The sequence below is a fragment of the Rhizobium sp. BK491 genome (assembly GCF_014194925.1).
Classification (GTDB): Bacteria; Pseudomonadota; Alphaproteobacteria; order Rhizobiales; family Rhizobiaceae; genus Rhizobium.
This window is the reverse complement of sequence record NZ_JACIAR010000001.1, coordinates 152694-172996: the sequence shown is the minus strand read 5'-3', so window position 1 is coordinate 172996 and position 20303 is coordinate 152694. Positions and strand designations below refer to the sequence as shown.

The following is a 20303-nucleotide window of genomic DNA, read 5'->3' as shown; positions in this document are numbered from 1 at the left end:
CTTATCCCGGATGTCATTGCGCTTGGGCGGACAGTTTATTGTCCGCCTCTTGGCGCGATCAGGCTTCGGTGCCGTCCGCCAGGGTCGGCTCGACCGGAGCTTCTTCGGAAGCGCCGAGGTCACGGCCCGATGCGCTCTGCTGGCGAGCGATACCGTCGATGGCAGCGCGCGAGATCAGGTCGCAGTAAAGAGCGATGGCGCGCGAGGCGTCGTCGTTGCCCGGGATCGGATAGTCGATCAGGTCCGGATCGCAGTTCGAGTCGATGATGGCGACGACCGGGATGCCGAGGCGCTTGGCTTCGTCGATCGCGATCTTTTCCTTGTTGGTGTCGATGATGAACATCAGGTCCGGCGTGCCGCCCATGTCCTTGATACCGCCGAGGGCCTTGTCGAGCTTTTCGCGCTCGCGCTCAAGGTTCAGACGCTCCTTCTTGGTGAAGCCCTGGGCTTCGCCGGAGAGGATTTCGTCGAGCTTGCGCAGACGCTGGATCGAGTTGGAGATCGTCTTCCAGTTGGTCATCATGCCGCCGAGCCAGCGGGCGTTAACGTAGTACTGAGCCGAACGCTTTGCGCTGTCAGCGATCAGTTCGGACGCCTGACGCTTGGTGCCGACGAACAGGACGCGGCCGCCACGGGCAACGGTGTCGCTGACAACCTGCAGAGCGCGGCTCAGCAACGGAACCGTCTGGGCAAGGTCGATGATGTGGATGTTGTTACGATCGCCGAAAATGTACGGCTTCATCTTCGGGTTCCAGCGGTGCGTCTGGTGGCCGAAGTGAACACCTGCTTCAAGAAGCTGGCGCATAGAAAAATCGGGCAATGCCATGCCTTTGTATCCTTTTCCGGTTGAACCTCCGCAAGGCGAACAGCACCCTCTTCGAGAATGCCACCGGGCGGAACAATCCGGATTTCTCCCGGACAATCCCATGCCTTACGTGTGGAATGCCGGTGCCCATACATTCGATTCGCGTGGAATGCAAGGCTTGAGGCTTAAAATAGCCGATTCTTACCTCAATCCGTCCCGCAGCTGGCTACTGGCAGGCCTTCGTACCGAGAACTTCAAGCTTGGTGAGCTTACCGGTCAGCACGAAGTCACCATAATCCATGGTGAGGTCGCGCGTGATGCCGTTCTCGTAGAGTTTAAAGGACATACGGTAGACAGGTACGGCGTCGCCCGTGGACTTTTCGTTGAAATAAGCCACGGTCACCGGCCAGAAAGGTGTCTTGGAGAAGGCGCCAGCCTTGTCAGCATCGGGATCATCGGTGGCCGGCGTCTGCTCCTTGCCGACGACGGTGGTGGCGATCAGCGGCTTGTCGCCGTCGTCCGAACCATCGAAGACCTGCGCCTCGAAGAAATTCTTGCCGAGCTTCGCGTTATGGATGATGTCGAGCATATGCTCCGTCGGGAAACGGCTCTCGATGATCTGGACCTGCTTGTTGTGCGGCTGCGTGAGGTCCACCTTGATGCCCTTCTGGTCGTCGCTTGCCGCACCGCGCACATCCTTGTCGAGCTGGCTGTCGGTATAGGACTTGGTTTCGAAGCGGAACAAGCGCTTGCCGAGATCCTCGAAGGTCGTCGTCTGCTGGTCGCTGACGCGAGTGGAATCGCCGGTGTCGATCTTGGTCACGAAACGGAAATTAGTGGTGAATCCGGTACAATCCGAGCCTTCAAACTCATAGACCATCCGGCCGACCATGCCGGAAATGCCGGAGCGATCAGAAGCATCCTTCAGTTCGAGCTCGTAGACGGCGCGATGCGCGATCAGCCCGCTTGGACCGGCCGCATGGGCTGCCGAAGCCCCTAGGGACAGAATGCTCAGGCCCGAAAAAACGGTAGCAGCAAGACTCGAGCGGAACATTCATTATCTCCTGTTGGACTCGCACGCGATGTTATAAGAACGCTTTCGGCTGAAACGAGGCTGCCGATCCTAAGTGACCGAATTTAGTCTTGATGCCGGATTTTTGAAGTTTTTACAACAAAACGGGAGATGAATAATGTCCGACGCTATCGAGGATCGCCTGAAGGAACTCGGCATCGTTCTGCCGCAGGCTGCAGCACCTGCCGCCAATTACGTTCCCTATGTCATCAGCGGCAATCTTCTCTATCTTTCGGGCCAGCTGCCGATGGAAAACGGCAAGATCGGCGTAACAGGTCATCTCGGCAAGGACGTCGATGTAGCCGCCGGCCAGCGTGCGGCAGAGCTCTGCGCCATCAATATTCTCGCCCAGGCGAAAGCTGCCCTCGGCGGCGATCTCGGCCGGATCAAGCGGCTGATCAAGCTCAATGGCTTCGTTGCCTCAACGCCCGATTTCGTCGAACAACACCTTGTGATCAACGGCGCATCCAATCTTCTGGCAAACGTACTGGGCGAAGCCGGCAAGCATGCCCGCGCCGCCGTCGGCATGGCTGCCCTGCCGCTCAATGCCGCCGTTGAAATCGATGCCATTCTGGAAATTGCATGATGAGCAAGCTTGCCTGGCTGACCGAGCGCCCCGTCGCTCACCGCGGCTATCATGACATGAATAAAGAAGTTTGGGAGAACACGCTTTCCGCCTTCAGCCGCGCTATCGAAGCCGGCTTTGCCATCGAGTGCGATCTCCACTACGCCTCGGACGGCGTTCCCGTGGTCTTCCACGACGACGACCTCCAGCGCGTCTGCAATCTGCCGGGCGAAGTGCGCGAGCGCACCTCGGCGGAACTCGGCCTGCTTTCTATCGGCGGTACGAACGACAAGATCCCGACGCTGAAGCAACTCCTGCAGCTCTGCGGCGGCAAGGTGCCGCTCGTGCTTGAGCTGAAAGGACGCGAGGGCGATGACGAAGGCTTTGCGGAATCCGTTCTCGAAGTGCTCGAAGGCTATAAAGGGTATGTGGCCCTGATGAGTTTCGACCATTGGCTGCTCAAGGACCTCAAGGCGCTGGAAGCACCCTACCCTGTGGGGCTGACGGCCGAAGGAAACAAGCCTGAGACGTTTTTTCAGCATGACGAAGCCATGCATCTTGGGCTAGACTTCATTTCGTATTTCTACGGCCACTTGCCGAACCCCTTTGTTACGGCGCAACGCCAGCGCGGTATTCCGGTCATCACCTGGACCGTGCGCGACGAAGCGGCCCGCAAACATACATTTGCCAACGCAGACCAGATGACCTTCGAAGGTTTTGATCCGCGCCTGGCCTCGTAAATCGGCATCGATTGAAGGAGAGGCTTTGCGCATACCCAAATTGCCGCTGCGCCGACAACAGCCCATCGGGCGGATGGCGCAGCGGTGAGAGCCCCTTCCTTCCAAGCGCAAGAGTTTGATGACAGACGAATTATCCATTCGAGTCGAACGATCCTTCAAGAATATCGCCCCGGAAAGCTGGTCGAAGCTCGCCGGAGCGTCCAGAACCGGCAGCGTCCTGCCCTACAATCCCTTTATCTCGCACGCCTTCCTCTCATCGCTTGAGGAGTCCGGTTCCGCGACTGACAAGGCGGGATGGCTCGGCAGTCATCTGCTGCTCGAAACCGACGGCGGCGAATTGCTTGGTGCCGTCGCGGGCTACCTGAAGAGCCATAGCCAGGGCGAATATGTCTTCGACCACGGCTGGGCCGATGCCTTCGAACGGGCCGGCGGCCGCTATTATCCGAAGCTGCAGTGCTCCATTCCCTTCACGCCCGCCACGGGACCGCGGCTGCTCGTCGCTGAGGGACAGGACCGAAGCGTGCTGCAGCCGGCGCTTGCCGAGAGCCTGAAAGAGGTCACCCGGCAGCTCGGCGTTTCCTCGGCGCACATCACCTTCCTGCCGGAAGACGAGATTTCTGTTTTCGAAACGGACGGTTATCTGCATCGCACCGACCAGCAGTTCCACTTCATCAACGAGGGCTATGCCAATCACGACGCGTTTCTGGAGACGCTGGCATCGCGCAAGCGGAAGGCGTTGAAGAAGGAACGGCGCGCGGCGGTCGAGCACGGCATCACCATCGACTGGCTGACCGGCAGCGATCTGACCGAAGGCATATGGGACCAGTTCTTCGCCTTCTATATGGATACCGGCAGCCGCAAATGGGGCCGCCCCTACCTCACGCGGAAATTCTATTCGCTGATCGGCGAGCGTATGCCTGACGATATCCTGCTCGTCATGGCGAAGCGCGAAGGACGTTACATCGCCGGCGCCATCAACTTCATCGGCGGTGAGACGCTTTACGGCCGCCATTGGGGCTGCATCGAGGATCATCCCTTTCTGCATTTCGAAGTCTGCTATCATCAGGCGATCGATTTTGCGCTGAGTAAAGGCTTGAAGCGCGTGGAAGCCGGGGCGCAGGGCGAACACAAGTTGGCGCGTGGCTATCTTCCCGTCATCACGCATTCCGCGCACTATATCGGCCATCAGGGCCTGCGACGCGCCGTTGCGGACTATCTGAAGCATGAGCGGGAACAAGTGGAGGAGATGAGCGAAATCCTCACCGAGCACAGCCCCTTCCGCAAGGGCGAGCGGCAGGATATCTAACCGTTCGGCATAAACACAAATGCAAGACGAGGAGACACTGGATGACCAGCCCCGCCTATGACGACAACAATATCTTCGCAAAGATCCTGAAGGGCGAGATCCCTTCCTACCGCGTCTACGAGGATGAGCACACAGTCGCCTTCATGGATGTGATGCCGCAGTCGCCGGGCCACACGCTTGTCGTGCCGAAGGCGCCCTCCCGCAATATTTTCGACGCCGATCCGGCCGCCCTGCAGCAGGCTATCACTGTGGTACAGAAGATCGCCGTCGCCGTTCGGGAAGCCTTCGACGCGGACGGCGTCTATATCGCGCAGTTCAACGAGCCCCCCGCGGGACAAACCGTCTTCCATCTGCATTTCCACGTTATTCCGCGCATCGAGGGTGTCGCGCTGAAGCCGCATTCGGGCAAGATGGAGGATGGCGCCGTGCTGGCGGAAAACGCGAGGAAGATCATCGAAGCGCTGGCTTGATGCGCTGAGTTCCTCAAGTCCTCTCTGAGATTTTTCTCATAACCATATAAAAACGGCTGCATTATCTCTAATGCAGCCGTTTCATTTTTCTCAAATCACCGATCGGTGACTACTTACGCGGAACCTTCGGAACCGCGCCACCGCCCTTACGCGGTGACTTGCCTTCGGACTCACCGCTTTCACCTGATGTCGCGGCTTTAGCCGAGCGGCGGCTATCGGCTGCCGTTGCAGCCTTACCGACGCGGCTTCTGGCCTTGACTGTCGTGTCGCCGTCATCCTCTTCCACCTCGGCCGGCACATCGCCCACTTCGGCTTCCGGCTTCGGCCGGATCGGAGCGGTGTCGGCGATCGCCTCGAGCAGGATGCCGGTCGAGCCGTCTTCCTTCTTGCCGACCGTGACGGTGACGACGCCGCCCTTCTTCAGCTTGCCGAAGAGGATTTCATTCGCCAGCGGCTTCTTGATGTTTTCCTGGATGACGCGCGCCAGCGGACGGGCGCCCATCTTGTCGTCGTAACCCTTCTCGGACAGCCATGCGATGGCGTCCTCATGCAGGTCGAAGGTAACGTTCCGTTCGGAAAGCTGCGCTTCCAGCTGCATGATGAACTTCTGCACGACCTTGTGGATAACGGTCGTCGGCAGCGGTGCGAAGGGAATGACCGCATCCAGACGATTGCGGAATTCCGGGGTGAACAGGCGGTTGAGAGCCTCTTCATCTTCGCCGGTCCGCTTGGACGAACCGAAGCCGATCGCAGCCTTGGCCATTTCCGAAGCGCCCGCGTTGGTCGTCATGATCAGGATGACGTTGCGGAAGTCGATCTTCTTGCCGTTATGGTCGGTCAGCGCGCCGTGGTCCATGACCTGCAGCAGGATATTGAAGATATCCGGATGCGCCTTCTCGATTTCGTCGAGCAGAACCACGCTGTGCGGATGCTGATCGACACCGTCGGTCAGGAGGCCGCCCTGGTCGAAGCCGACGTAGCCGGGAGGTGCACCAAGCAGACGGGAAACCGTATGACGCTCCATATATTCCGACATGTCGAAGCGCAGCAGTTCGACGCCGAGCGACGAGGCAAGCTGCTTGGCGACTTCCGTCTTGCCGACGCCGGTGGGGCCGGAGAAGACATAGCAGCCGATCGGCTTGTTCGGTTCGCGCAGGCCGGCACGTGCCAGCTTGATCGAAGTCGAAAGTGCTTCGATCGCCGTATCCTGGCCGTAGACGACCGAACGCAGTTCCTGCTCGAGGTTGGCGAGAACCATCTCGTCATCCTTGGAAACCGTCTTCGGCGGAATGCGGGCCATGGTGGCGATCGTCACCTCGATCTCGCGCTCAGTGATCAGCTTGCGACGCTTCGAGGGCGGCAACAGCATTTGCGCGGCGCCGGTTTCATCGATGACGTCGATCGCCTTGTCCGGCAGCTTGCGGTCGGAGATATAGCGGGCCGACAACTCGACCGCCGACTTGATGGCGTCGTTCGAGTAGCGCAGGTGGTGATACTCTTCGAAATAGGGCTTCAGGCCCTTCATGATTTCGATGGCATCCTCGATGCTCGGCTCGTTGACGTCGATCTTCTGGAAGCGGCGGACGAGAGCCCGGTCCTTTTCGAAGAACTGACGGTATTCCTTATAGGTGGTCGAGCCGATGCAACGGATCGCGCCAGAGGAAAGAGCAGGCTTCAGCAGGTTCGACGCATCCATCGCGCCACCGGAGGTGGCGCCTGCACCGATAACGGTGTGGATTTCGTCGATGAACAGCACGGCACCCGGATACTCTTCGAGTTCCTTGACGACCTGCTTCAGGCGTTCTTCGAAATCGCCGCGATAACGGGTGCCGGCAAGCAGCGTGCCCATATCCAGCGAAAAGATCGTGGCATCGGCCAGAGCTTCAGGCACCTTGCCTTCTACGATCCGCTTGGCAAGACCTTCGGCAATCGCCGTCTTGCCGACGCCGGGATCGCCGACATAGAGCGGGTTGTTCTTCGAGCGGCGGCACAGCACCTGGATGGTGCGGTTGACCTCAGAGTGGCGGCCGATCAGCGGATCGATCTTGCCGCTCTTGGCCTTCTCATTGAGGTTGACGCAGTAGGCCTTCAGCGCATCCTGCTGCTTCTTGCCGTTGCCCTCCTCCTGCTCGCCGCGGGAGGTCGGCTTGCTCTCGGATTCGCTTTCCTCGGCGCCGCGCGGCGTGCGGGTCTGGGAGGAACCCGGGCGCTTGCCGATGCCGTGAGAGATGTAGTTGACCGCGTCGTAGCGGGTCATTTCCTGCTCCTGCAGGAAAAAGGCAGCATGGCTTTCCCGCTCCGCGAAAATCGCGACGAGAACATTGGCGCCCGTCACTTCCTCGCGGCCGGAAGATTGCACATGGATCACGGCGCGCTGGATGACGCGCTGGAAGCCGGAGGTCGGCTTCGAGTCCTCATCATAGCCCGTGACCAGGTTGGAGAGTTCATTATCGACGTATTCAGTCAGAGTCTTACGGAGCGCGTCGAGATCAACATTGCACGCGCCCATGACAGCTGCGGCATCGGCGTCGTCTACCAGCGCCAAAAGCAGATGTTCCAGCGTGGCATACTCGTGATGCCGCTCGTTCGCGTAGGTCAGTGCCTGATGCAGCGCCTTCTCAAGACTAGGCGAAAATGTTGGCACGTTCAGATCCTCACTTCTTTTCCATAACACATTGCAGCGGATGCTGGTGCTGCCGGGCAAAATCCATCACCTGGCTCACCTTCGTTTCGGCTACTTCATATGTATATATCCCGCACTCACCCACGCCATGGTTGTGGACATGAAGCATGATACGGGTGGCGCCTTCGAGATCCTTTTGGAAGAAACGCTCCAGGATATGGATCACGAAGTCCATGGGCGTATAGTCGTCATTCAGAAGCAGCACGCGGTACAGGTTCGGTTTTTTGGTTTTGGGCTTGGTGCGTGTAATCACCGAGGTCCCACGGTTTCCGTTGTCCCCGTTCCTTTCGCTGTTGTTTTGCATCCGGATCGGCTCAGCGATCATTTCATTCAATCCTCAAATCATCCGGCAGAAGCTATCGCATTCCGACTTGGCACTGGGGTTGGGTTCTTCACTTGGTCGGGCCGGATATCCGAACCTCTAACTTAGTTCATATTGGCGGGATTTTAAGCCCCTTGCGGGACACTGCAATCATAATTCGCTGACAAAGCGGGCTGCGGTCAAAAAAGTCGCTGCATATCTTCGCCTTTGGTTCGATGCACCAAAACGCAAAAGACCGGCCACGCATCGCGCAGCCGGCCTTTTCGGAAATTTTGCCTTTCGGCGAAAGCTTAAGCGGCGGTCGCCGTAGCTGCTGCCTTGCTGGCAGCCTTCGTTGCAGCCGCGACGGGCGCCTCGTAGGGCTTGTAGGCGTTCTTGGCGAGATCGGCATACATTTCACCGAGCTTGGTGGCTTCGGCAACGAAATTTTCGTAGGAGGACTTCACATAGCTGCTCTGCAGTTCGAAGGCAGCTTCGAAGCTCTTGACGCCGGCGAGCGTTTCGAAGTGCGCAACACCATCCTGGAAAGACTTCTTGGAGTATTCAGCAGCTTCGGCGGCGATCGCCTGAAAACCCTTGGTGACATCGGAATAGCTCTTCAGCGCCGTGTCCATGGCTTCCTTGCCCTTCTTGTTGGCTTCATCGAAATTGAACATGCTTCTCCGTCCCTTGTTGGCCGACCGGTGGCCGGTTTACAGGGGTAAAACTTAAATGCAATGCACAAATAGTCAAGTAGTCTTGTGCGTCGCAATAACCCCTTTTAGTTGTATTTTAGATAACACCCTAATGCCGCTAGTGATGAGTGCTGCGCATCATTTTGTTTTTTCTAAAATATATCATCGGGCCTGCAACCACAGGCTTTGATTAAAATATTGGCATTTGGTCAGAAAGAAGCCGCAAGAGATCAAAACGGTGGCGGAATGATCAAATTGATAACTGCCAAAGAAAAAGGCCGCATTTCAATGAAATACGGCCGGAATACTCGATCACTATACGAGATCGATGGAATCAGAGATCGACGTCCAAAATGGCCATCGAGAAGTTATAGGAGCGGTCGCCATCTTCATCGTCGATATAGACGACACCCAGAAATTCTTCGCCGAGATAGACTTCCGCAGAATCGTTCTTGCGCGGGCGGGCCTTCACCACGACCTGCGGGTTGAACGTGCGCTTGAAATAGGCGTCGAGCTTCTTGATTTCTTCAGGCTTCACAATGCTTCTCCGTGAGGATCTCGGTTGGCCGCTTCTTGCATAGGAAAAGCGGCGGTGTAAAGACCGGAACCGCGCATACCCCCTCAGCGGCAGCACAAGCCTCCGAAAATCACACGGGATTTTTCTAGATTCCCGCGCCCATGATCTGATCCACGACCAATTGCTCGGCCAACAGCTGGTCCATCGAGCGTGAAGGTTCCGAACACCCTGCTTCTCCGACTACCTTGGCCGGAACGCCGGCCACGGTCGTCTTGGCGGGGACCTCCTTCAGCACTACCGAGCCTGCGGCGATGCGCGAGCAATGGCCGATCTGGATATTGCCGAGAATCTTGGCGCCCGCGCCGATGAGGACGCCATGGGCGATCTTCGGATGGCGGTCGCTGCCCTCCTTGCCGGTGCCGCCGAGCGTGACCCCGTGCAGGATGGAGACGTTGTCGCCGATCACGGCCGTCTCGCCGACGACAAGACCGGTCGCGTGATCGAGGAAGATGCCCTTGCCGATGCGCGCCGCCGGGTTGATATCGGTCTGGAAGACGCTGGAGGAGCGGCTCTGCAGATAGAGCGCGAAATCGCGGCGGCCGCGATTATAGAGCCAATGCGCAAGGCGATGTGTCTGCAGCGCATGGAAGCCCTTGAAATAGAGCACCGGCTCCAGGAACCGCAGGCAGGCAGGGTCGCGATCATAGACGGCCTGGATATCGACGCGCAGAATCGATCCCCACTCCGGCCAGTCTGCCAGCATTTCCTCGAAGGTCTGCCGCAGGAGGATGGCCTGCAGGTCCGGATGGTCGAGCCGCTCGCAAATGCGATAGATAACGCATTCTTCCAGCGAACGATGGTTGATGATCGTCGAATAGAGGAAGGCAGCAAGGAGCGGGTCCTTTTCGGCAGCGGCGCGTGCTTCCTCGCGCATGCTGTCCCAGATCGGGTCCATGACCTTCACTGCGCCCAAGCCCTCTACCTGGCGAATATCCATTGCTGCGACCATTGGCGGTCTCCCGATTTTCTGTCAGGGGTGCATTATATAGAATAAAAGCCACACAAGACAAATGGGTTGGTCGCATATGATTTTCGAGCATGACTTTGCCGGCGGTCTCATTCGCGCGACATGCAGCGATGGCATAGGCATGATCGCGATCAGCAACCCCGACAGAAAGAATGCGGTGACGGCCGCCATGTGGCGTGCGATCCCGCAAGCAGCGCGCATTCTGACCGATGAAGCCCATGCGCATGTGATTGTTCTGCGTGGCACGGGCGTGGATTTTTCAGCCGGCGCCGATATCAGCGAATTCGACAGCGTTCGCAAGAATTCCGAGACCGCAGTCGCCTATGAGGCTCTGAACAGCCGGGCTTTCGAGGCTATCCGTCACTGCCGCGTGCCGACGATCGCCGCAATCCGCGGCATCTGCTATGGAGGCGGCTTCGGGCTCGCGGCCGCCTGCGATCTGCGGATCGCCGAAAAAGGCGCGCGGTTTTCCGTTCCCGCCGCTCGCCTCGGCATCGCCTATCCCGCCGACGCCGTGCAGGATATCGTCAACGCGCTCGGGCAGCAGATGGCGAAGGTTGCCTTGTTTACCGGGGCCTCCATGTCGAGCGAGAAGATGGCTGCCGTCGGCTTTCTTCTGGAGGAAGTCGAGGCAAGCGTATTCGATCAGGAAGTATCCGCCCTCGCCCATGCCATCGCCGCCAATGCGCCGATCGCGCTGCACGCTTCGAAACTCGCGATCCGGGCCGTCATCGAGCAGGATGGCGACCTGTTGCGCGAGGCGGAAGTAATCGGCGCCGAGACTTTCGACAGCGCCGATTACGCCGAGGGCCGTGCCGCCTTTGCCGAGCGGCGGAAGCCGCATTTCACCGGCAAGTGACCTGAAACCTAGCGCTTGTCCAGGCGCTGGTAGAATTCCAGAACCGCCGCTTTGAAAACCTTGTCGCCGACGGCGAGCATGTGATCGCGGTTCGGTATGTCGATGGCCTGCGCATTCGGCATCAATGCGGCCAGCTCCTGGCCCGAGCCGGCAATATCGTCCTTGGTGCCGACGGCGATCAATGTCGGTGCCTCGATCTTCGCCACATCGTCCCGTGAAACCAGATCGCGCGAGCCCTGGATGCAGGCGGCCAGCGCCTGACGGTCGCTTTTCGTCTGTTCGGCAAAAGCACGGAACATGCGCCCGCGCGCATGGGTGACATCATCGAGCGACGACGCCACCAGCGCATCCGCAATCGGATCCCAATCGCCGACGCCCTCAACCATGCCAATGCCGAGACCGCCGAGAACCAATGAGCGGACACGATCCGGATGAGCGATCGCCACGAAGGCCGAAACGCGCGCGCCCATGGAATAACCCATGACATGCGCCTCTGAAATGCCTAGATGCTCGAGGAGTGCCACGGCATCCTCTGCCATGATCCAAGGGTGATAGACATCGACATCGTAAGGTTTGTCGCTCGAGCCGTGACCGCGATTGTCGATGGCGATGACGCGACAACCCGCCTCGCCGAGCGTCTTCAGCCAGCCCGGATTGACCCAATTGGTAATCGCCGTGGAGGCGAAGCCGTGGATCAGCAACACCGGCGGGCCGTTCGGATCTCCTTCGTCGAAAAAGGCGAGCTTCAATCCATCTCGGACAAAGTGGAGCATCTTGGGAGCATTCAAATTCATGGCTTCGTCTTTATAAATGGGTCCTCTTGGCGGCGGACCATATTTTATCGGCGATATCAAATGAACCCTGCGCTTGCGAAAATCTCTGCATCAAGCCGGACTTTCGCACTACACAATCGGGAAGAAGGATTATAAAGAGGGGCTACCAAGTCTGGCGCAACATTCATGCCGCTCACGGCAAGACGCATTCGGAGATCATCATGGCCGGCCACAATATTCCCCATTTCCAGAACGACGGCGGACATCGCGTCATCGAAATCGGCGTGAAGGAATTCATGTGCACCGGCGCTTCGGTTCCCTATGATCATCCGCACATCTTCATCGATCTCGGAGACGAGAACGAGAAGGTCTGCTCCTACTGCTCGACGCTCTATCGCTACAATCCGTCGCTGAAGGCGGATCAGACCAATCCGGCCGGCTGCGTCTTCCATTTCAAGGCTGCCTGACGCCACAGCGTCCGATCGGACACAAGAAAATGCCGATCAAAGCAGCCGCAATCATCGGCGCCGGAATAGCTGGATTGACGGCGGCGCTGGCGCTGGCGCGACATGGCATTGCCTCCGACATTTTCGAACAGGCAGAGGCGCTGACCGAGGTTGGCGCCGGCCTGCAGATTTCGCCAAATGCCTCCCGCATTCTCGATACGCTCGGCGTTCTCGACAAACTTCGATCCTTCTGGCTGGAGCCCGAGGAAGTCCGGCTCGTGTCCGGCTCATCCCTGCGTCCCGTTGCGTTGGTTCCCTGTGGAAAATTTGCAAGAGAGCGATGGGGTGCGCCCTACGGGACCGCGCATCGGGCGACCGTGCAAAAGGCGCTTCTGGATGCGTTGACGGGCAATACCCTATGCAGGCTGCATCTCGGCCGGCACCTCGACGTCAAAAACAAGCTGGCGCTGGAAGAGATCGCAGGAAAGCAGTTCGATCTCGTTATCGGTGCCGACGGCGTCTGGTCGAAAGCGCACGCGATGGTGCCAGGCGCGCCCTCGCCGCTCTTTTCGGGCAATATTGCCTGGCGTTTCTCCATTCCTGAGGCGGTCGCCCCTTCCGTCCTGAGCAAGACAAGCGTTACGGCCTTCCTCGGGCCATCGAGCCATCTCGTCTGCTATCCCATTCGGGAAACTGCCGCCTTCAATATCGTCGCGATCGTCTCCGGCAGCGGCACCAGCCGCGATTGGGGCATAGCCGGCAACAGAACGCAGCGTGAGCAGATGCTGCGCGGCTTTTCCGGCTGGAACAGAACGATCCTGCAAATGCTCGAAGCCCAGGAGCAGGCCAGCTTCTGGCCGCTCTACGAGATGAAGGCGGGCCGATGGCATAATGGCAGCGATACGATTCTGATCGGGGACGCTGCGCATGCGATGATGCCGTTTGCGGCCCAGGGTGCGGCCATGGCAATAGAGGACGCCTTCGAGCTTGCCGGCATGCTTTCGGGACGCGAGCCCGCGGAAGCTTTCGAGCTCTACGAGAGGCATCGAGCCCCGCGGATATCCCGCCTGCGCCAGCGCGCCGCCTTCAACCAGTTTGCCTATCACGCACGCGGCCCCATCCGCTTGGCGCGCGATCTCGTCCTCTCGCTACGCCCGCCGCAAAGTCTCGCGGCGGACATGGATTGGATCTACGGCTATCGCGCCATCGGCTGATCAGGCCTGCCGGACGGCAGCAAAGCCGTTTTCGATGTCCGCCTTGATGTCGGCGACGTCTTCCAGGCCGATTTGCAGCCGGATAACGGGCCCCTCCGTCGGAGCCTTGGTCACGCGCCGGTCACTGAGGTTGACCTGCAGTGCAAGGCTCTCGAAGCCGCCCCAGGAATAGCCGAGACCGAAAATGCGCAGAGCATCCAGGAAGGCATGCGCCTTCACCTTGAATTTTTGCGGATCGTCGACGGCCAGAACGAAAGAGAAAATTCCGCTCGCTCCCTTGAAATCGCGCTTCCACAAGTCGTGGCCCGGGAAGCTCGGCAGGGCCGGATGCAGCACGCGCGCAACTTCTTCTCTACCCTCGAGCCATTGTGCGATCGCAAGCGCGCTTTCCTGATGACGCTCCAGACGCACGCCCATGGTACGCAAGCCGCGCAGGACCTGATAAGCATCATCAGGCGCGCCGCAGAGGCCGAGCTGCCCATGCGCCGCGATCAATTGCTTCCAATGCGCTTCATTGGCCGAAACGGTTCCCATCAAGATGTCTGAATGGCCAGCCGGATATTTCGTCACGGCATGAATGGAAACGTCGACGCCATGGTCGAGCGGCTTGAAATAGAGCGGCGTCGCCCAGGTGTTGTCCATGGCGACGACGCAGCCGTGACGATGAGCCGCCGCCGAAATAGCCGGAATATCCTGCATTTCGAAGGTGTTGGAGCCAGGCGCTTCAGTATGGACCAGCCTGGTGTTCGGCTTGATCAGCTGCTCGATACCGGCACCCACCATAGGATCGTAATATTCGACCTCGATACCGAGGCGCTTCAGCATCGTATCGCAGAAGAATCGCGTGGGGCCGTAGACCGAATCGACGATCAAGGCATGATCGCCGGCAGACAGATAAGCGAGAAACGTCACCGTTACCGCAGCAAGCCCAGAGGGAACGATCACCGTTCCAGCGGAGCCTTCCAGCGCATTCATCGCCTCGCAAAGCGCATCCGTGGTCGGCGTTCCACGCGTACCGTAGGTGTATTTCTGGTCATGCGTCTCCATCACCCGCGCATTAGGAAACAGCACCGTCGAAGCATGCACCACGGGCGGATTGACGAATCCATGGAAATCGAATGGCGAATTGCCGATATGGGACAAACGCGTGTTGATGCCGGCGTTCTGCAGGAAGTTGTCTTTGTCTTTCATGTCCGGATATGCCTTTGGCGCTGCGAGAAAGTGGATTTGTGGCGACCAAGCTCCGCCTGGTCAACCCCGGCGCTTCCAGTGCGCTCACATTATTCGAAGGCTAAAATAACAAAAATGAGAGAAGAAACCGCATTTTCGCGCAGTTTTTTGGCAAAACGTCGCTCATTTTGACGCCAAATGCCCAGTTTTCGGCCGGGGCGAGCGAAAATGCCGAATAAATCCGCAATAATTAGGGCGATCTCTTGACCGCTACACCTTTTACGACTGTGATAGCGCCACTCGCTCCGGGAAGGAAGGAACGTGGTTCCCAAGGGACCTGCTTCGGAGGCGATACTCTTTTAATTATAAAACAAATAGACAAAGGTAGGGAAAATGAAAAAGTTTGCTCTCTCCGTATTCCTCGGAGCCGCAGCATTGGCTTACACCGCGTCCGGTGCGCCGGCTTCGACGCTGAGCGACGTAAAGGCCAAGGGCTTCGTCCAGTGCGGCGTGAATACCGGCCTTCTCGGCTTTGCACAGCCTGATGCGGCCGGTAACTGGGCCGGTTTTGACATCGACTTCTGCAAGGCTGTCGCTTCCGCTGTCTTTGGCGATCCGACCAAGGTGAAGTACACGCCTCTCAGCGCCAAAGACCGCTTCACCGCGCTGCAGTCCGGCGAAATCGACGTACTTTCCCGTAACACCACCTGGACCATCAACCGCGACACCGCGCTCGGCCTCAAATTCCGTCCGGTCACCTATTATGACGGCCAGGGTTTCATGGTTCGCAAGGAGCTGAACGTAAAATCGGCGCTCGAACTTTCCGGCGCGGCAGTTTGCGTCCAGTCCGGCACGACGACCGAGCTGAACCTGGCAGACTATTTCAAGACCAACAACCTGCAATACAATCCGGTCGTCTTCGACAAGCTCGAAGAAGTCAACACCGCCTATGATTCCGGTCGTTGCGATGTCTACACGACCGACCAGTCCGGTCTCTACGCTCTGCGCCTGACCTTGAAGAACCCGGACGACAACGTCGTTCTGCCGGAAATCATCTCCAAGGAGCCGCTCGGCCCGGCCGTTCGCCAGGGCGACGACCAATGGTTCAACATTGTCAGCTGGACGGCCTATGCGCTCGTGAACGCCGAAGAATTCGGCATCACCCAGAAGAACGTCGACGAGATGAAGAACTCGGCTAATCCGGACATCAAGCGCTTTCTGGGCGCAGAACAGGGTTCGACGATCGGCACCGACCTCGGCCTGACCAACGACTGGGCCTATAACATCATCAAGGGCGTCGGCAATTACGGCGAAGTCTTCGACCGCAACATCGGCGCAGGCAGCCCGCTGAAGATCGCTCGTGGTCTCAACGCTCTGTGGAGCAAGGGCGGCATCCAGTACGCACCGCCGGTACGCTAAGTCGCAAAGAGCCTAGCTTTAAGAGAGAGGCGGCTTCGCCTCTCTCCCCTCAAGAAAACAAGCCTGAAACAGGCACATTGGGGAAAAACTCTATATGGCAATTACTGTAAACTCGCCTGAAGGCGGGCGCTCAGCACTATCAGCGGCGCTATACGACCCCAAAGTTCGGGGTGCCTTCTATCAGGCGCTTACTATCATCATTCTCGCGGGACTCTGCTGGTTTGTCGTCACGAACACCATCGATAATCTGCGCGCATTGAACCGCTCATTCGGCTTCGGCTTTCTCGAAGGGCGCGCTGGCTTTAACCTGGGACAAGCGCTGATTCCCTACTCCAGCGATTCGACCAATGCCACGGCCCTTCTCGTCGGCGTGCTGAACACACTCCTGATTTCGGTGGTAGGCATCGTCGCGGCGACTATCGTTGGCTTCCTCATCGGCATCGGCAGGCTTTCGCATAACTGGCTGATTGCGAAACTTTCCCAGGCCTATGTCGAAATCTTCCGCAACATCCCGCCCCTCCTCGTCATCTTCTTCTGGTACAGCGGCGTTCTGGTGCTGCTGCCGCAGGCGCGCGATGCCGTGCACCTGCCCTTTTCCAGCTATCTCAGCAATCGCGGCCTTGCCTTTCCGAGCCCGATCTTCGGCGCGGGCATGTGGGCCGTCGGTATCGCCTTTATCATCGCCATAGTCGCCGTATTTTTCGTGGCGCGCTGGGCGCACAGGCGTCAGGCGGCAACCGGTCAGCAATTCCATACGGTGTGGGTATCAATCGGCATCCTGATCGGGCTGCCGTTGCTGGTCTTCCTGGTAACGGGCATGCCACTTTCTTTCGACTATCCCATTGCCGGCAAATTCAACCTGACGGGCGGTACGGTCATAGGGCCGGAATTCCTTGCACTTCTCCTCGCCCTCTCCCTTTATACCGCATCCTATATTGCCGAAATCGTACGCGCAGGTATCCGTGGCGTGCCGAGAGGGCAATCGGAAGCTGCAGGCGCACTTGGTCTGCGTGCATCAGCCATCAACCGGCTGATCGTCATACCGCAGGCAATGCGCATCATCATTCCGCCGCTGACGAGCCAATATCTCAACCTGATCAAGAACTCGTCGCTTGCCATCGCGATCGGCTATGCCGATCTCGTCGCTGTCGGTGGCGTGATCCTCAATCAGTCCGGCAGAGCCGTCGAAGTCGTCATCATCTGGATGATCATCTATCTCGCCCTGAGCATCGTAACATCGCTGTTCATGAACTGGTTCAACGCCAAGATGGCTCTGGTGGAGAGATAAGATGTCGAGCGTAGATCAACACTTCGTCAGCAAGACATTGCTTATGGCGCAGCCGGCGCCCGCTAGCGAAAGAGGCGCGTGGCACTGGTTGAAAAAGAACCTGTTTGCCACGCCGAAGGACATCGTCCTGACTCTTATTGCCATCACCTTCCTTGCGTGGGTGATCCCGCACCTGGTCGACTGGCTGTTCATAAATGCAGTCTGGAGCGGGACCGACCGCACCTTCTGTGCCACAACCGTTCAGGGCGGAACGCAGCCGGATGGCTGGAACGCCGCCTGCTGGGCCTTTGTCCGCGCAAAATTCGCCATCTTCATGTTCGGCCTTTATCCGCCGGACGAGCGCTGGCGACCGATCCTCGTCTGCATCCTGATGATCGCCAGCTTCGCTCCGTTGCTGATACCATCGGTTCCCCGGAAGGGGTTGAACGCAATCCTGGCATTTTTCGTGCTGCCAGTCGTTTCGTTCTTCCTGCTCCACGGAGGCTTCGGCCTTCAGACGGTGGAAACAGAACGATGGGGCGGCCTGCTGGTAACGCTGGTGATCGCTTTCGTCGCCATCGCAGTGTCGTTCCCGTTCGGCATCGTGCTTGCGCTCGGCCGCCGTTCCAAGATGCCGGTTTTGCGCATGCTGTGCGTGATGTTCATCGAGATCATCCGCGGCGTGCCGCTGATCACCGTGCTGTTCATGGCAAGCTACATGCTGCCACTGTTCATGCCGCAGGGCTGGACGGTAGATAAGCTGCTGCGTGCCGTGATCGGCGTTGCGATCTTCACCTCGGCCTATATGGCCGAAGTCATTCGCGGCGGTCTGCAGGCCATACCCAAGGGCCAGTTCGAGGGCGCCGATTCACTCGGCCTCGGCTATTGGCAGAAGATGCGGCTGATCATTCTGCCGCAGGCGATCAAGCTGGTCATTCCCGGCATCGTCAACACCTATATCGGCATGTTCAAGGACACGTCGCTGGTTGCGATCATCGGCATGTTCGACCTGCTCGGCATCGTCCGCCAGAACTTTTCGGATGCGACCTGGGCAAGTGCGGTGACGCCAGTAACGGGTCTTGTATTCGCCGGCTTCGTTTTTTGGCTGTTCTGCTTTGGCATGTCGCGCTATTCAGGTTTCGTGGAACGCCATCTCGACACCGGCCACAAGCGATAAAATTGAGGGAAACACAAAATGGCTGAAGCCCAATCGAAGAAAATGACTGTCTCCGAGACCGAGGTCGCGGTCGACATGATCAACATGAACAAGTGGTACGGCGATTTCCACGTGCTGCGCGATATCAATCTGAAGGTCATGCGCGGTGAGCGCATTGTCATTGCCGGCCCCTCCGGCTCGGGCAAATCGACGATGATCCGCTGCATCAACCGCCTGGAAGAACACCAGAAAGGCCAGATCATCGTTGACGGCGTCGAGCTCACCAACGATCTGAAGAAGATCGACGAAGTGCGCCGCGAAGTCGGCATGGTGTTCCAGCACTTCAATCTCTTCCCGCACCTGACCATTCTGGAAAACTGCACGCTGGCACCGATCTGGGTGCGCAAGATGCCGAAGAAGCAGGCGGAAGAGATCGCCATGCACTTCCTCACCCGCGTCAAGATCCCGGAGCAGGCCAAGAAATACCCCGGCCAGCTTTCCGGCGGCCAGCAGCAGCGTGTGGCGATTGCCCGCTCGCTCTGCATGAACCCGAAGATCATGCTGTTCGACGAGCCGACGTCTGCGCTCGACCCCGAAATGATCAAGGAAGTGCTCGACACCATGGTTGGCCTTGCTGAAGAAGGCATGACCATGCTGTGCGTCACCCACGAAATGGGCTTTGCCCGCCAGGTCGCCAACCGCGTCATCTTCATGGACCAGGGCCAGATCGTCGAGCAGAATTCGCCGAAGGAATTCTTCGACAACCCGCAGCATGAGCGCACAAAGCTGTTCCTCAGCCAGATCCTGCACTGATTTGGAACAGATCGAATGAACAAAACCCGCCGCTGCGTCGCAGCCGGCGGGTTTTTTCATAGGCCGCCGGTTCAGTGACTGTTATCGGCGTTAGGCGAGGATATCACGGACTGTCTCTCCTGATTGTCGTCTGACAATAGGTAGCGTGAGCAAGCCCTGTAGCGCTTCGCAAAAAAAGCGATATATTCTTTATAGCCGCGAATAATGCGGAATTCACGAGACGTCGAGGGAAGCGGGCCGTGAAAAAAAGCGACAGGATCATCGGCGGGCTCGCACTCTTAAGCGCCGCCATCATCGTCATAAAACTGGCCGGAGCAATGTATGGCCACGATCTCATTCAGATGGCGGTCGATGCTACAAGGCCCGTAGGCGCCGGCGGCTGGTCAACGACGGCGAACTGAGCATAAAGCGAGCTGATCGCGCGTGATCAGCAGCACGCTACCTGATCGGAAAATGGCGACCCCTGCAGGATTCGAACCTGCGACCACATGCTTAGAAGGCAAGTGCTCTATCCAGCTGAGCTAAGGGGCCGTAAGGCCTGGCCGCACCTTAAGTGCGGCGGGCAACACATGCCTGAAACCGCCGCCAAACTCAATGGGCGGCGTTCAATAAGTGCCTGGCTTCAGTGAGTCCAGGGCTGGATGCGGTTGAAGCGGAAGTTGTCGGAATAAGACAACGTCTGCCGGATAGGATCCTTCGGCGGGACGACGCGGTAATCGATGCCGTTGCGCTTGGCGTAGTCTTCCGCCTGCTCCTGCGTCTCGAAGGTCAGCTTGAGCTGCTGGCGCATATCGCCCGAGGACGTATAGCCCATGATCGGATCGATCTTGCGCGGCGTTTCCTGATCGAACTCCAGAACCCAGATATTGGTTTTGGCCTTGCCGGATTGCATGGCGGTTTTTGCAGGACGATAAATCTTGGCAGGCATTGCTGCAGCGCCTCCGAATCAAGCGGGAATGATCCGCCTTCTTGCTTCTCTTGCTTGGCGCGATCCCTTGCAGGTCA

The 20303-nt window shown here is 58.4% G+C and carries 22 protein-coding genes and 1 tRNA gene; 12 read left to right on the top strand and 11 right to left on the bottom strand.

Annotated elements, in window-relative coordinates; genetic code table 11:
- Positions 1-58 precede the first annotated feature (58 nt).
- Both rpsB and FHX05_RS00965 read right to left on the bottom strand, forming a co-directional pair.
- On the bottom strand, positions 59-826 hold the full coding sequence (gene rpsB, locus FHX05_RS00970; RefSeq protein ID WP_069612086.1) for a 30S ribosomal protein S2: 768 nt from the start codon (positions 824-826) through the stop codon (positions 59-61).
- A 205-nt stretch (positions 827-1031) separates the two neighbouring features.
- Positions 1032-1859, bottom strand: coding sequence for a cell envelope integrity EipB family protein (locus FHX05_RS00965; protein ID WP_015339792.1), 828 nt, complete (start codon positions 1857-1859; stop codon positions 1032-1034).
- A 136-nt stretch (positions 1860-1995) separates the two neighbouring features.
- Between FHX05_RS00965 and FHX05_RS00960 the strand changes: the two genes are divergently transcribed.
- The 4 genes from FHX05_RS00960 to FHX05_RS00945 all read left to right on the top strand — a co-directional run bounded on the left by FHX05_RS00960 (position 1996) and on the right by FHX05_RS00945 (position 4958).
- A complete protein-coding gene (locus tag FHX05_RS00960; protein ID WP_132716503.1) occupies positions 1996-2463 on the top strand; it encodes a RidA family protein in 468 nt (155 codons plus the stop codon).
- Positions 2463-3182: a glycerophosphodiester phosphodiesterase gene (locus FHX05_RS00955; protein WP_183871157.1), complete on the top strand. Its 720-nt coding sequence runs from the start codon at positions 2463-2465 to the stop codon at positions 3180-3182. The genes FHX05_RS00960 and FHX05_RS00955 overlap by 1 nt, the downstream gene beginning before the upstream one ends.
- A 118-nt stretch (positions 3183-3300) precedes the next feature.
- The gene (locus FHX05_RS00950) at positions 3301-4488 is read left to right on the top strand and encodes a GNAT family N-acetyltransferase (RefSeq protein ID WP_183870422.1); all 1188 of its coding nucleotides are present in this window, start codon (positions 3301-3303) and stop codon (positions 4486-4488) included.
- A 41-nt stretch (positions 4489-4529) separates the two neighbouring features.
- Positions 4530-4958 (top strand): HIT family protein, encoded by a 429-nt coding sequence (locus tag FHX05_RS00945; RefSeq protein ID WP_095434798.1) that lies wholly within the window; start codon positions 4530-4532, stop codon positions 4956-4958.
- Between the two features lie 109 nt (positions 4959-5067).
- Here FHX05_RS00945 and clpA read toward each other — a convergent pair whose 3' ends face one another.
- The 5 genes from clpA to cysE form a co-directional block, all read right to left on the bottom strand.
- Positions 5068-7602 (bottom strand): ATP-dependent Clp protease ATP-binding subunit ClpA, encoded by a 2535-nt coding sequence (clpA, locus tag FHX05_RS00940; protein WP_132716500.1) that lies wholly within the window; start codon positions 7600-7602, stop codon positions 5068-5070.
- Between the two features lie 10 nt (positions 7603-7612).
- Positions 7613-7966: an ATP-dependent Clp protease adapter ClpS gene (gene clpS / locus FHX05_RS00935; RefSeq protein ID WP_041677877.1), complete on the bottom strand. Its 354-nt coding sequence runs from the start codon at positions 7964-7966 to the stop codon at positions 7613-7615.
- A 287-nt stretch (positions 7967-8253) separates the two neighbouring features.
- Positions 8254-8619, bottom strand: a complete 366-nt coding sequence (locus FHX05_RS00930; protein WP_075852495.1) for a phasin family protein — start codon at positions 8617-8619, stop codon at positions 8254-8256.
- Positions 8620-8971: 352 nt separating this feature from the next.
- Positions 8972-9175, bottom strand: a complete 204-nt coding sequence (locus FHX05_RS00925; protein WP_015339784.1) for a DUF3126 family protein — start codon at positions 9173-9175, stop codon at positions 8972-8974.
- Between the two features lie 124 nt (positions 9176-9299).
- Positions 9300-10163, bottom strand: coding sequence for a serine O-acetyltransferase (gene cysE / locus FHX05_RS00920; RefSeq protein WP_112400491.1), 864 nt, complete (start codon positions 10161-10163; stop codon positions 9300-9302).
- 76 nt (positions 10164-10239) lie between these two features.
- Here cysE and FHX05_RS00915 point away from each other — a divergent pair, with 76 nt between their 5' ends.
- Positions 10240-11040 (top strand): enoyl-CoA hydratase-related protein, encoded by an 801-nt coding sequence (locus FHX05_RS00915; RefSeq protein WP_183870421.1) that lies wholly within the window; start codon positions 10240-10242, stop codon positions 11038-11040.
- An 8-nt stretch (positions 11041-11048) separates the two neighbouring features.
- Here FHX05_RS00915 and FHX05_RS00910 read toward each other — a convergent pair whose 3' ends face one another.
- Positions 11049-11834 carry an alpha/beta hydrolase gene (locus FHX05_RS00910; protein ID WP_183870420.1) on the bottom strand — a complete coding sequence of 262 codons (786 nt, stop codon included), beginning with the start codon at positions 11832-11834 and terminating at the stop codon, positions 11049-11051.
- A gap of 200 nt (positions 11835-12034) precedes the next feature.
- Here FHX05_RS00910 and FHX05_RS00905 point away from each other — a divergent pair, with 200 nt between their 5' ends.
- The gene (locus tag FHX05_RS00905) at positions 12035-12280 is read left to right on the top strand and encodes a zinc-finger domain-containing protein (protein ID WP_015339780.1); all 246 of its coding nucleotides are present in this window, start codon (positions 12035-12037) and stop codon (positions 12278-12280) included.
- A gap of 29 nt (positions 12281-12309) precedes the next feature.
- The gene (locus FHX05_RS00900) at positions 12310-13473 is read left to right on the top strand and encodes an FAD-dependent monooxygenase (protein ID WP_183870419.1); all 1164 of its coding nucleotides are present in this window, start codon (positions 12310-12312) and stop codon (positions 13471-13473) included.
- Here the strand turns inward: FHX05_RS00900 and FHX05_RS00895 are convergent, their stop codons facing one another.
- Positions 13474-14664: a cystathionine beta-lyase gene (locus tag FHX05_RS00895; protein ID WP_183870418.1), complete on the bottom strand. Its 1191-nt coding sequence runs from the start codon at positions 14662-14664 to the stop codon at positions 13474-13476. It abuts the gene before it with no gap.
- Positions 14665-15036: 372 nt separating this feature from the next.
- Between FHX05_RS00895 and FHX05_RS00890 the strand changes: the two genes are divergently transcribed.
- The 5 genes from FHX05_RS00890 to FHX05_RS00870 all read left to right on the top strand — a co-directional run bounded on the left by FHX05_RS00890 (position 15037) and on the right by FHX05_RS00870 (position 19699).
- Positions 15037-16062 (top strand): amino acid ABC transporter substrate-binding protein, encoded by a 1026-nt coding sequence (locus tag FHX05_RS00890; protein ID WP_183870417.1) that lies wholly within the window; start codon positions 15037-15039, stop codon positions 16060-16062.
- A gap of 94 nt (positions 16063-16156) precedes the next feature.
- Positions 16157-17350, top strand: a complete 1194-nt coding sequence (locus FHX05_RS00885) for an amino acid ABC transporter permease (RefSeq protein WP_183870416.1) — start codon at positions 16157-16159, stop codon at positions 17348-17350.
- A gap of 1 nt (position 17351) precedes the next feature.
- A complete protein-coding gene (locus FHX05_RS00880; RefSeq protein WP_112610189.1) occupies positions 17352-18506 on the top strand; it encodes an amino acid ABC transporter permease in 1155 nt (384 codons plus the stop codon).
- Between the two features lie 18 nt (positions 18507-18524).
- Positions 18525-19298, top strand: coding sequence for an amino acid ABC transporter ATP-binding protein (locus tag FHX05_RS00875; protein ID WP_015339774.1), 774 nt, complete (start codon positions 18525-18527; stop codon positions 19296-19298).
- A 239-nt stretch (positions 19299-19537) separates the two neighbouring features.
- Complete coding sequence (locus FHX05_RS00870) at positions 19538-19699, top strand: hypothetical protein (RefSeq protein ID WP_165915190.1); 162 nt, start codon at positions 19538-19540, stop codon at positions 19697-19699.
- Between the two features lie 53 nt (positions 19700-19752).
- Here FHX05_RS00870 and FHX05_RS00865 read toward each other — a convergent pair.
- Positions 19753-19829 (bottom strand) — tRNA-Arg (locus tag FHX05_RS00865).
- A 91-nt stretch (positions 19830-19920) separates the two neighbouring features.
- Positions 19921-20226 (bottom strand): ETC complex I subunit, encoded by a 306-nt coding sequence (locus tag FHX05_RS00860; RefSeq protein ID WP_112338303.1) that lies wholly within the window; start codon positions 20224-20226, stop codon positions 19921-19923.
- Positions 20227-20303: the final 77 nt, after the last annotated feature.

Excerpts from the sequence above, each read along its gene's own strand:
- FHX05_RS00890 (WP_183870417.1), top strand. The coding sequence starts at position 15,037 with ATGAAAAAGTTTGCTCTCTCCGTATTCCTCGGAGCCGCAGCATTGGCT.
- FHX05_RS00905 (WP_015339780.1), top strand. The coding sequence starts at position 12,035 with ATGGCCGGCCACAATATTCCCCATTTCCAGAACGACGGCGGACATCGC.
- FHX05_RS00900 (WP_183870419.1), top strand. The coding sequence starts at position 12,310 with ATGCCGATCAAAGCAGCCGCAATCATCGGCGCCGGAATAGCTGGATTG.
- FHX05_RS00965 (WP_015339792.1), bottom strand. The coding sequence starts at position 1,859 with ATGTTCCGCTCGAGTCTTGCTGCTACCGTTTTTTCGGGCCTGAGCATT.
- FHX05_RS00930 (WP_075852495.1), bottom strand. The coding sequence starts at position 8,619 with ATGTTCAATTTCGATGAAGCCAACAAGAAGGGCAAGGAAGCCATGGAC.
- FHX05_RS00860 (WP_112338303.1), bottom strand. The coding sequence starts at position 20,226 with ATGCCTGCCAAGATTTATCGTCCTGCAAAAACCGCCATGCAATCCGGC.
- FHX05_RS00915 (WP_183870421.1), top strand. The coding sequence starts at position 10,240 with ATGATTTTCGAGCATGACTTTGCCGGCGGTCTCATTCGCGCGACATGC.
- rpsB (WP_069612086.1), bottom strand. The coding sequence starts at position 826 with ATGGCATTGCCCGATTTTTCTATGCGCCAGCTTCTTGAAGCAGGTGTT.
- FHX05_RS00910 (WP_183870420.1), bottom strand. The coding sequence starts at position 11,834 with ATGAATTTGAATGCTCCCAAGATGCTCCACTTTGTCCGAGATGGATTG.
- FHX05_RS00950 (WP_183870422.1), top strand. The coding sequence starts at position 3,301 with ATGACAGACGAATTATCCATTCGAGTCGAACGATCCTTCAAGAATATC.
- FHX05_RS00945 (WP_095434798.1), top strand. The coding sequence starts at position 4,530 with ATGACCAGCCCCGCCTATGACGACAACAATATCTTCGCAAAGATCCTG.
- FHX05_RS00955 (WP_183871157.1), top strand. The coding sequence starts at position 2,463 with ATGAGCAAGCTTGCCTGGCTGACCGAGCGCCCCGTCGCTCACCGCGGC.
- FHX05_RS00885 (WP_183870416.1), top strand. The coding sequence starts at position 16,157 with ATGGCAATTACTGTAAACTCGCCTGAAGGCGGGCGCTCAGCACTATCA.
- cysE (WP_112400491.1), bottom strand. The coding sequence starts at position 10,163 with ATGGTCGCAGCAATGGATATTCGCCAGGTAGAGGGCTTGGGCGCAGTG.
- FHX05_RS00960 (WP_132716503.1), top strand. The coding sequence starts at position 1,996 with ATGTCCGACGCTATCGAGGATCGCCTGAAGGAACTCGGCATCGTTCTG.
- FHX05_RS00875 (WP_015339774.1), top strand. The coding sequence starts at position 18,525 with ATGGCTGAAGCCCAATCGAAGAAAATGACTGTCTCCGAGACCGAGGTC.
- FHX05_RS00895 (WP_183870418.1), bottom strand. The coding sequence starts at position 14,664 with ATGAAAGACAAAGACAACTTCCTGCAGAACGCCGGCATCAACACGCGT.
- FHX05_RS00880 (WP_112610189.1), top strand. The coding sequence starts at position 17,352 with ATGTCGAGCGTAGATCAACACTTCGTCAGCAAGACATTGCTTATGGCG.
- clpS (WP_041677877.1), bottom strand. The coding sequence starts at position 7,966 with ATGATCGCTGAGCCGATCCGGATGCAAAACAACAGCGAAAGGAACGGG.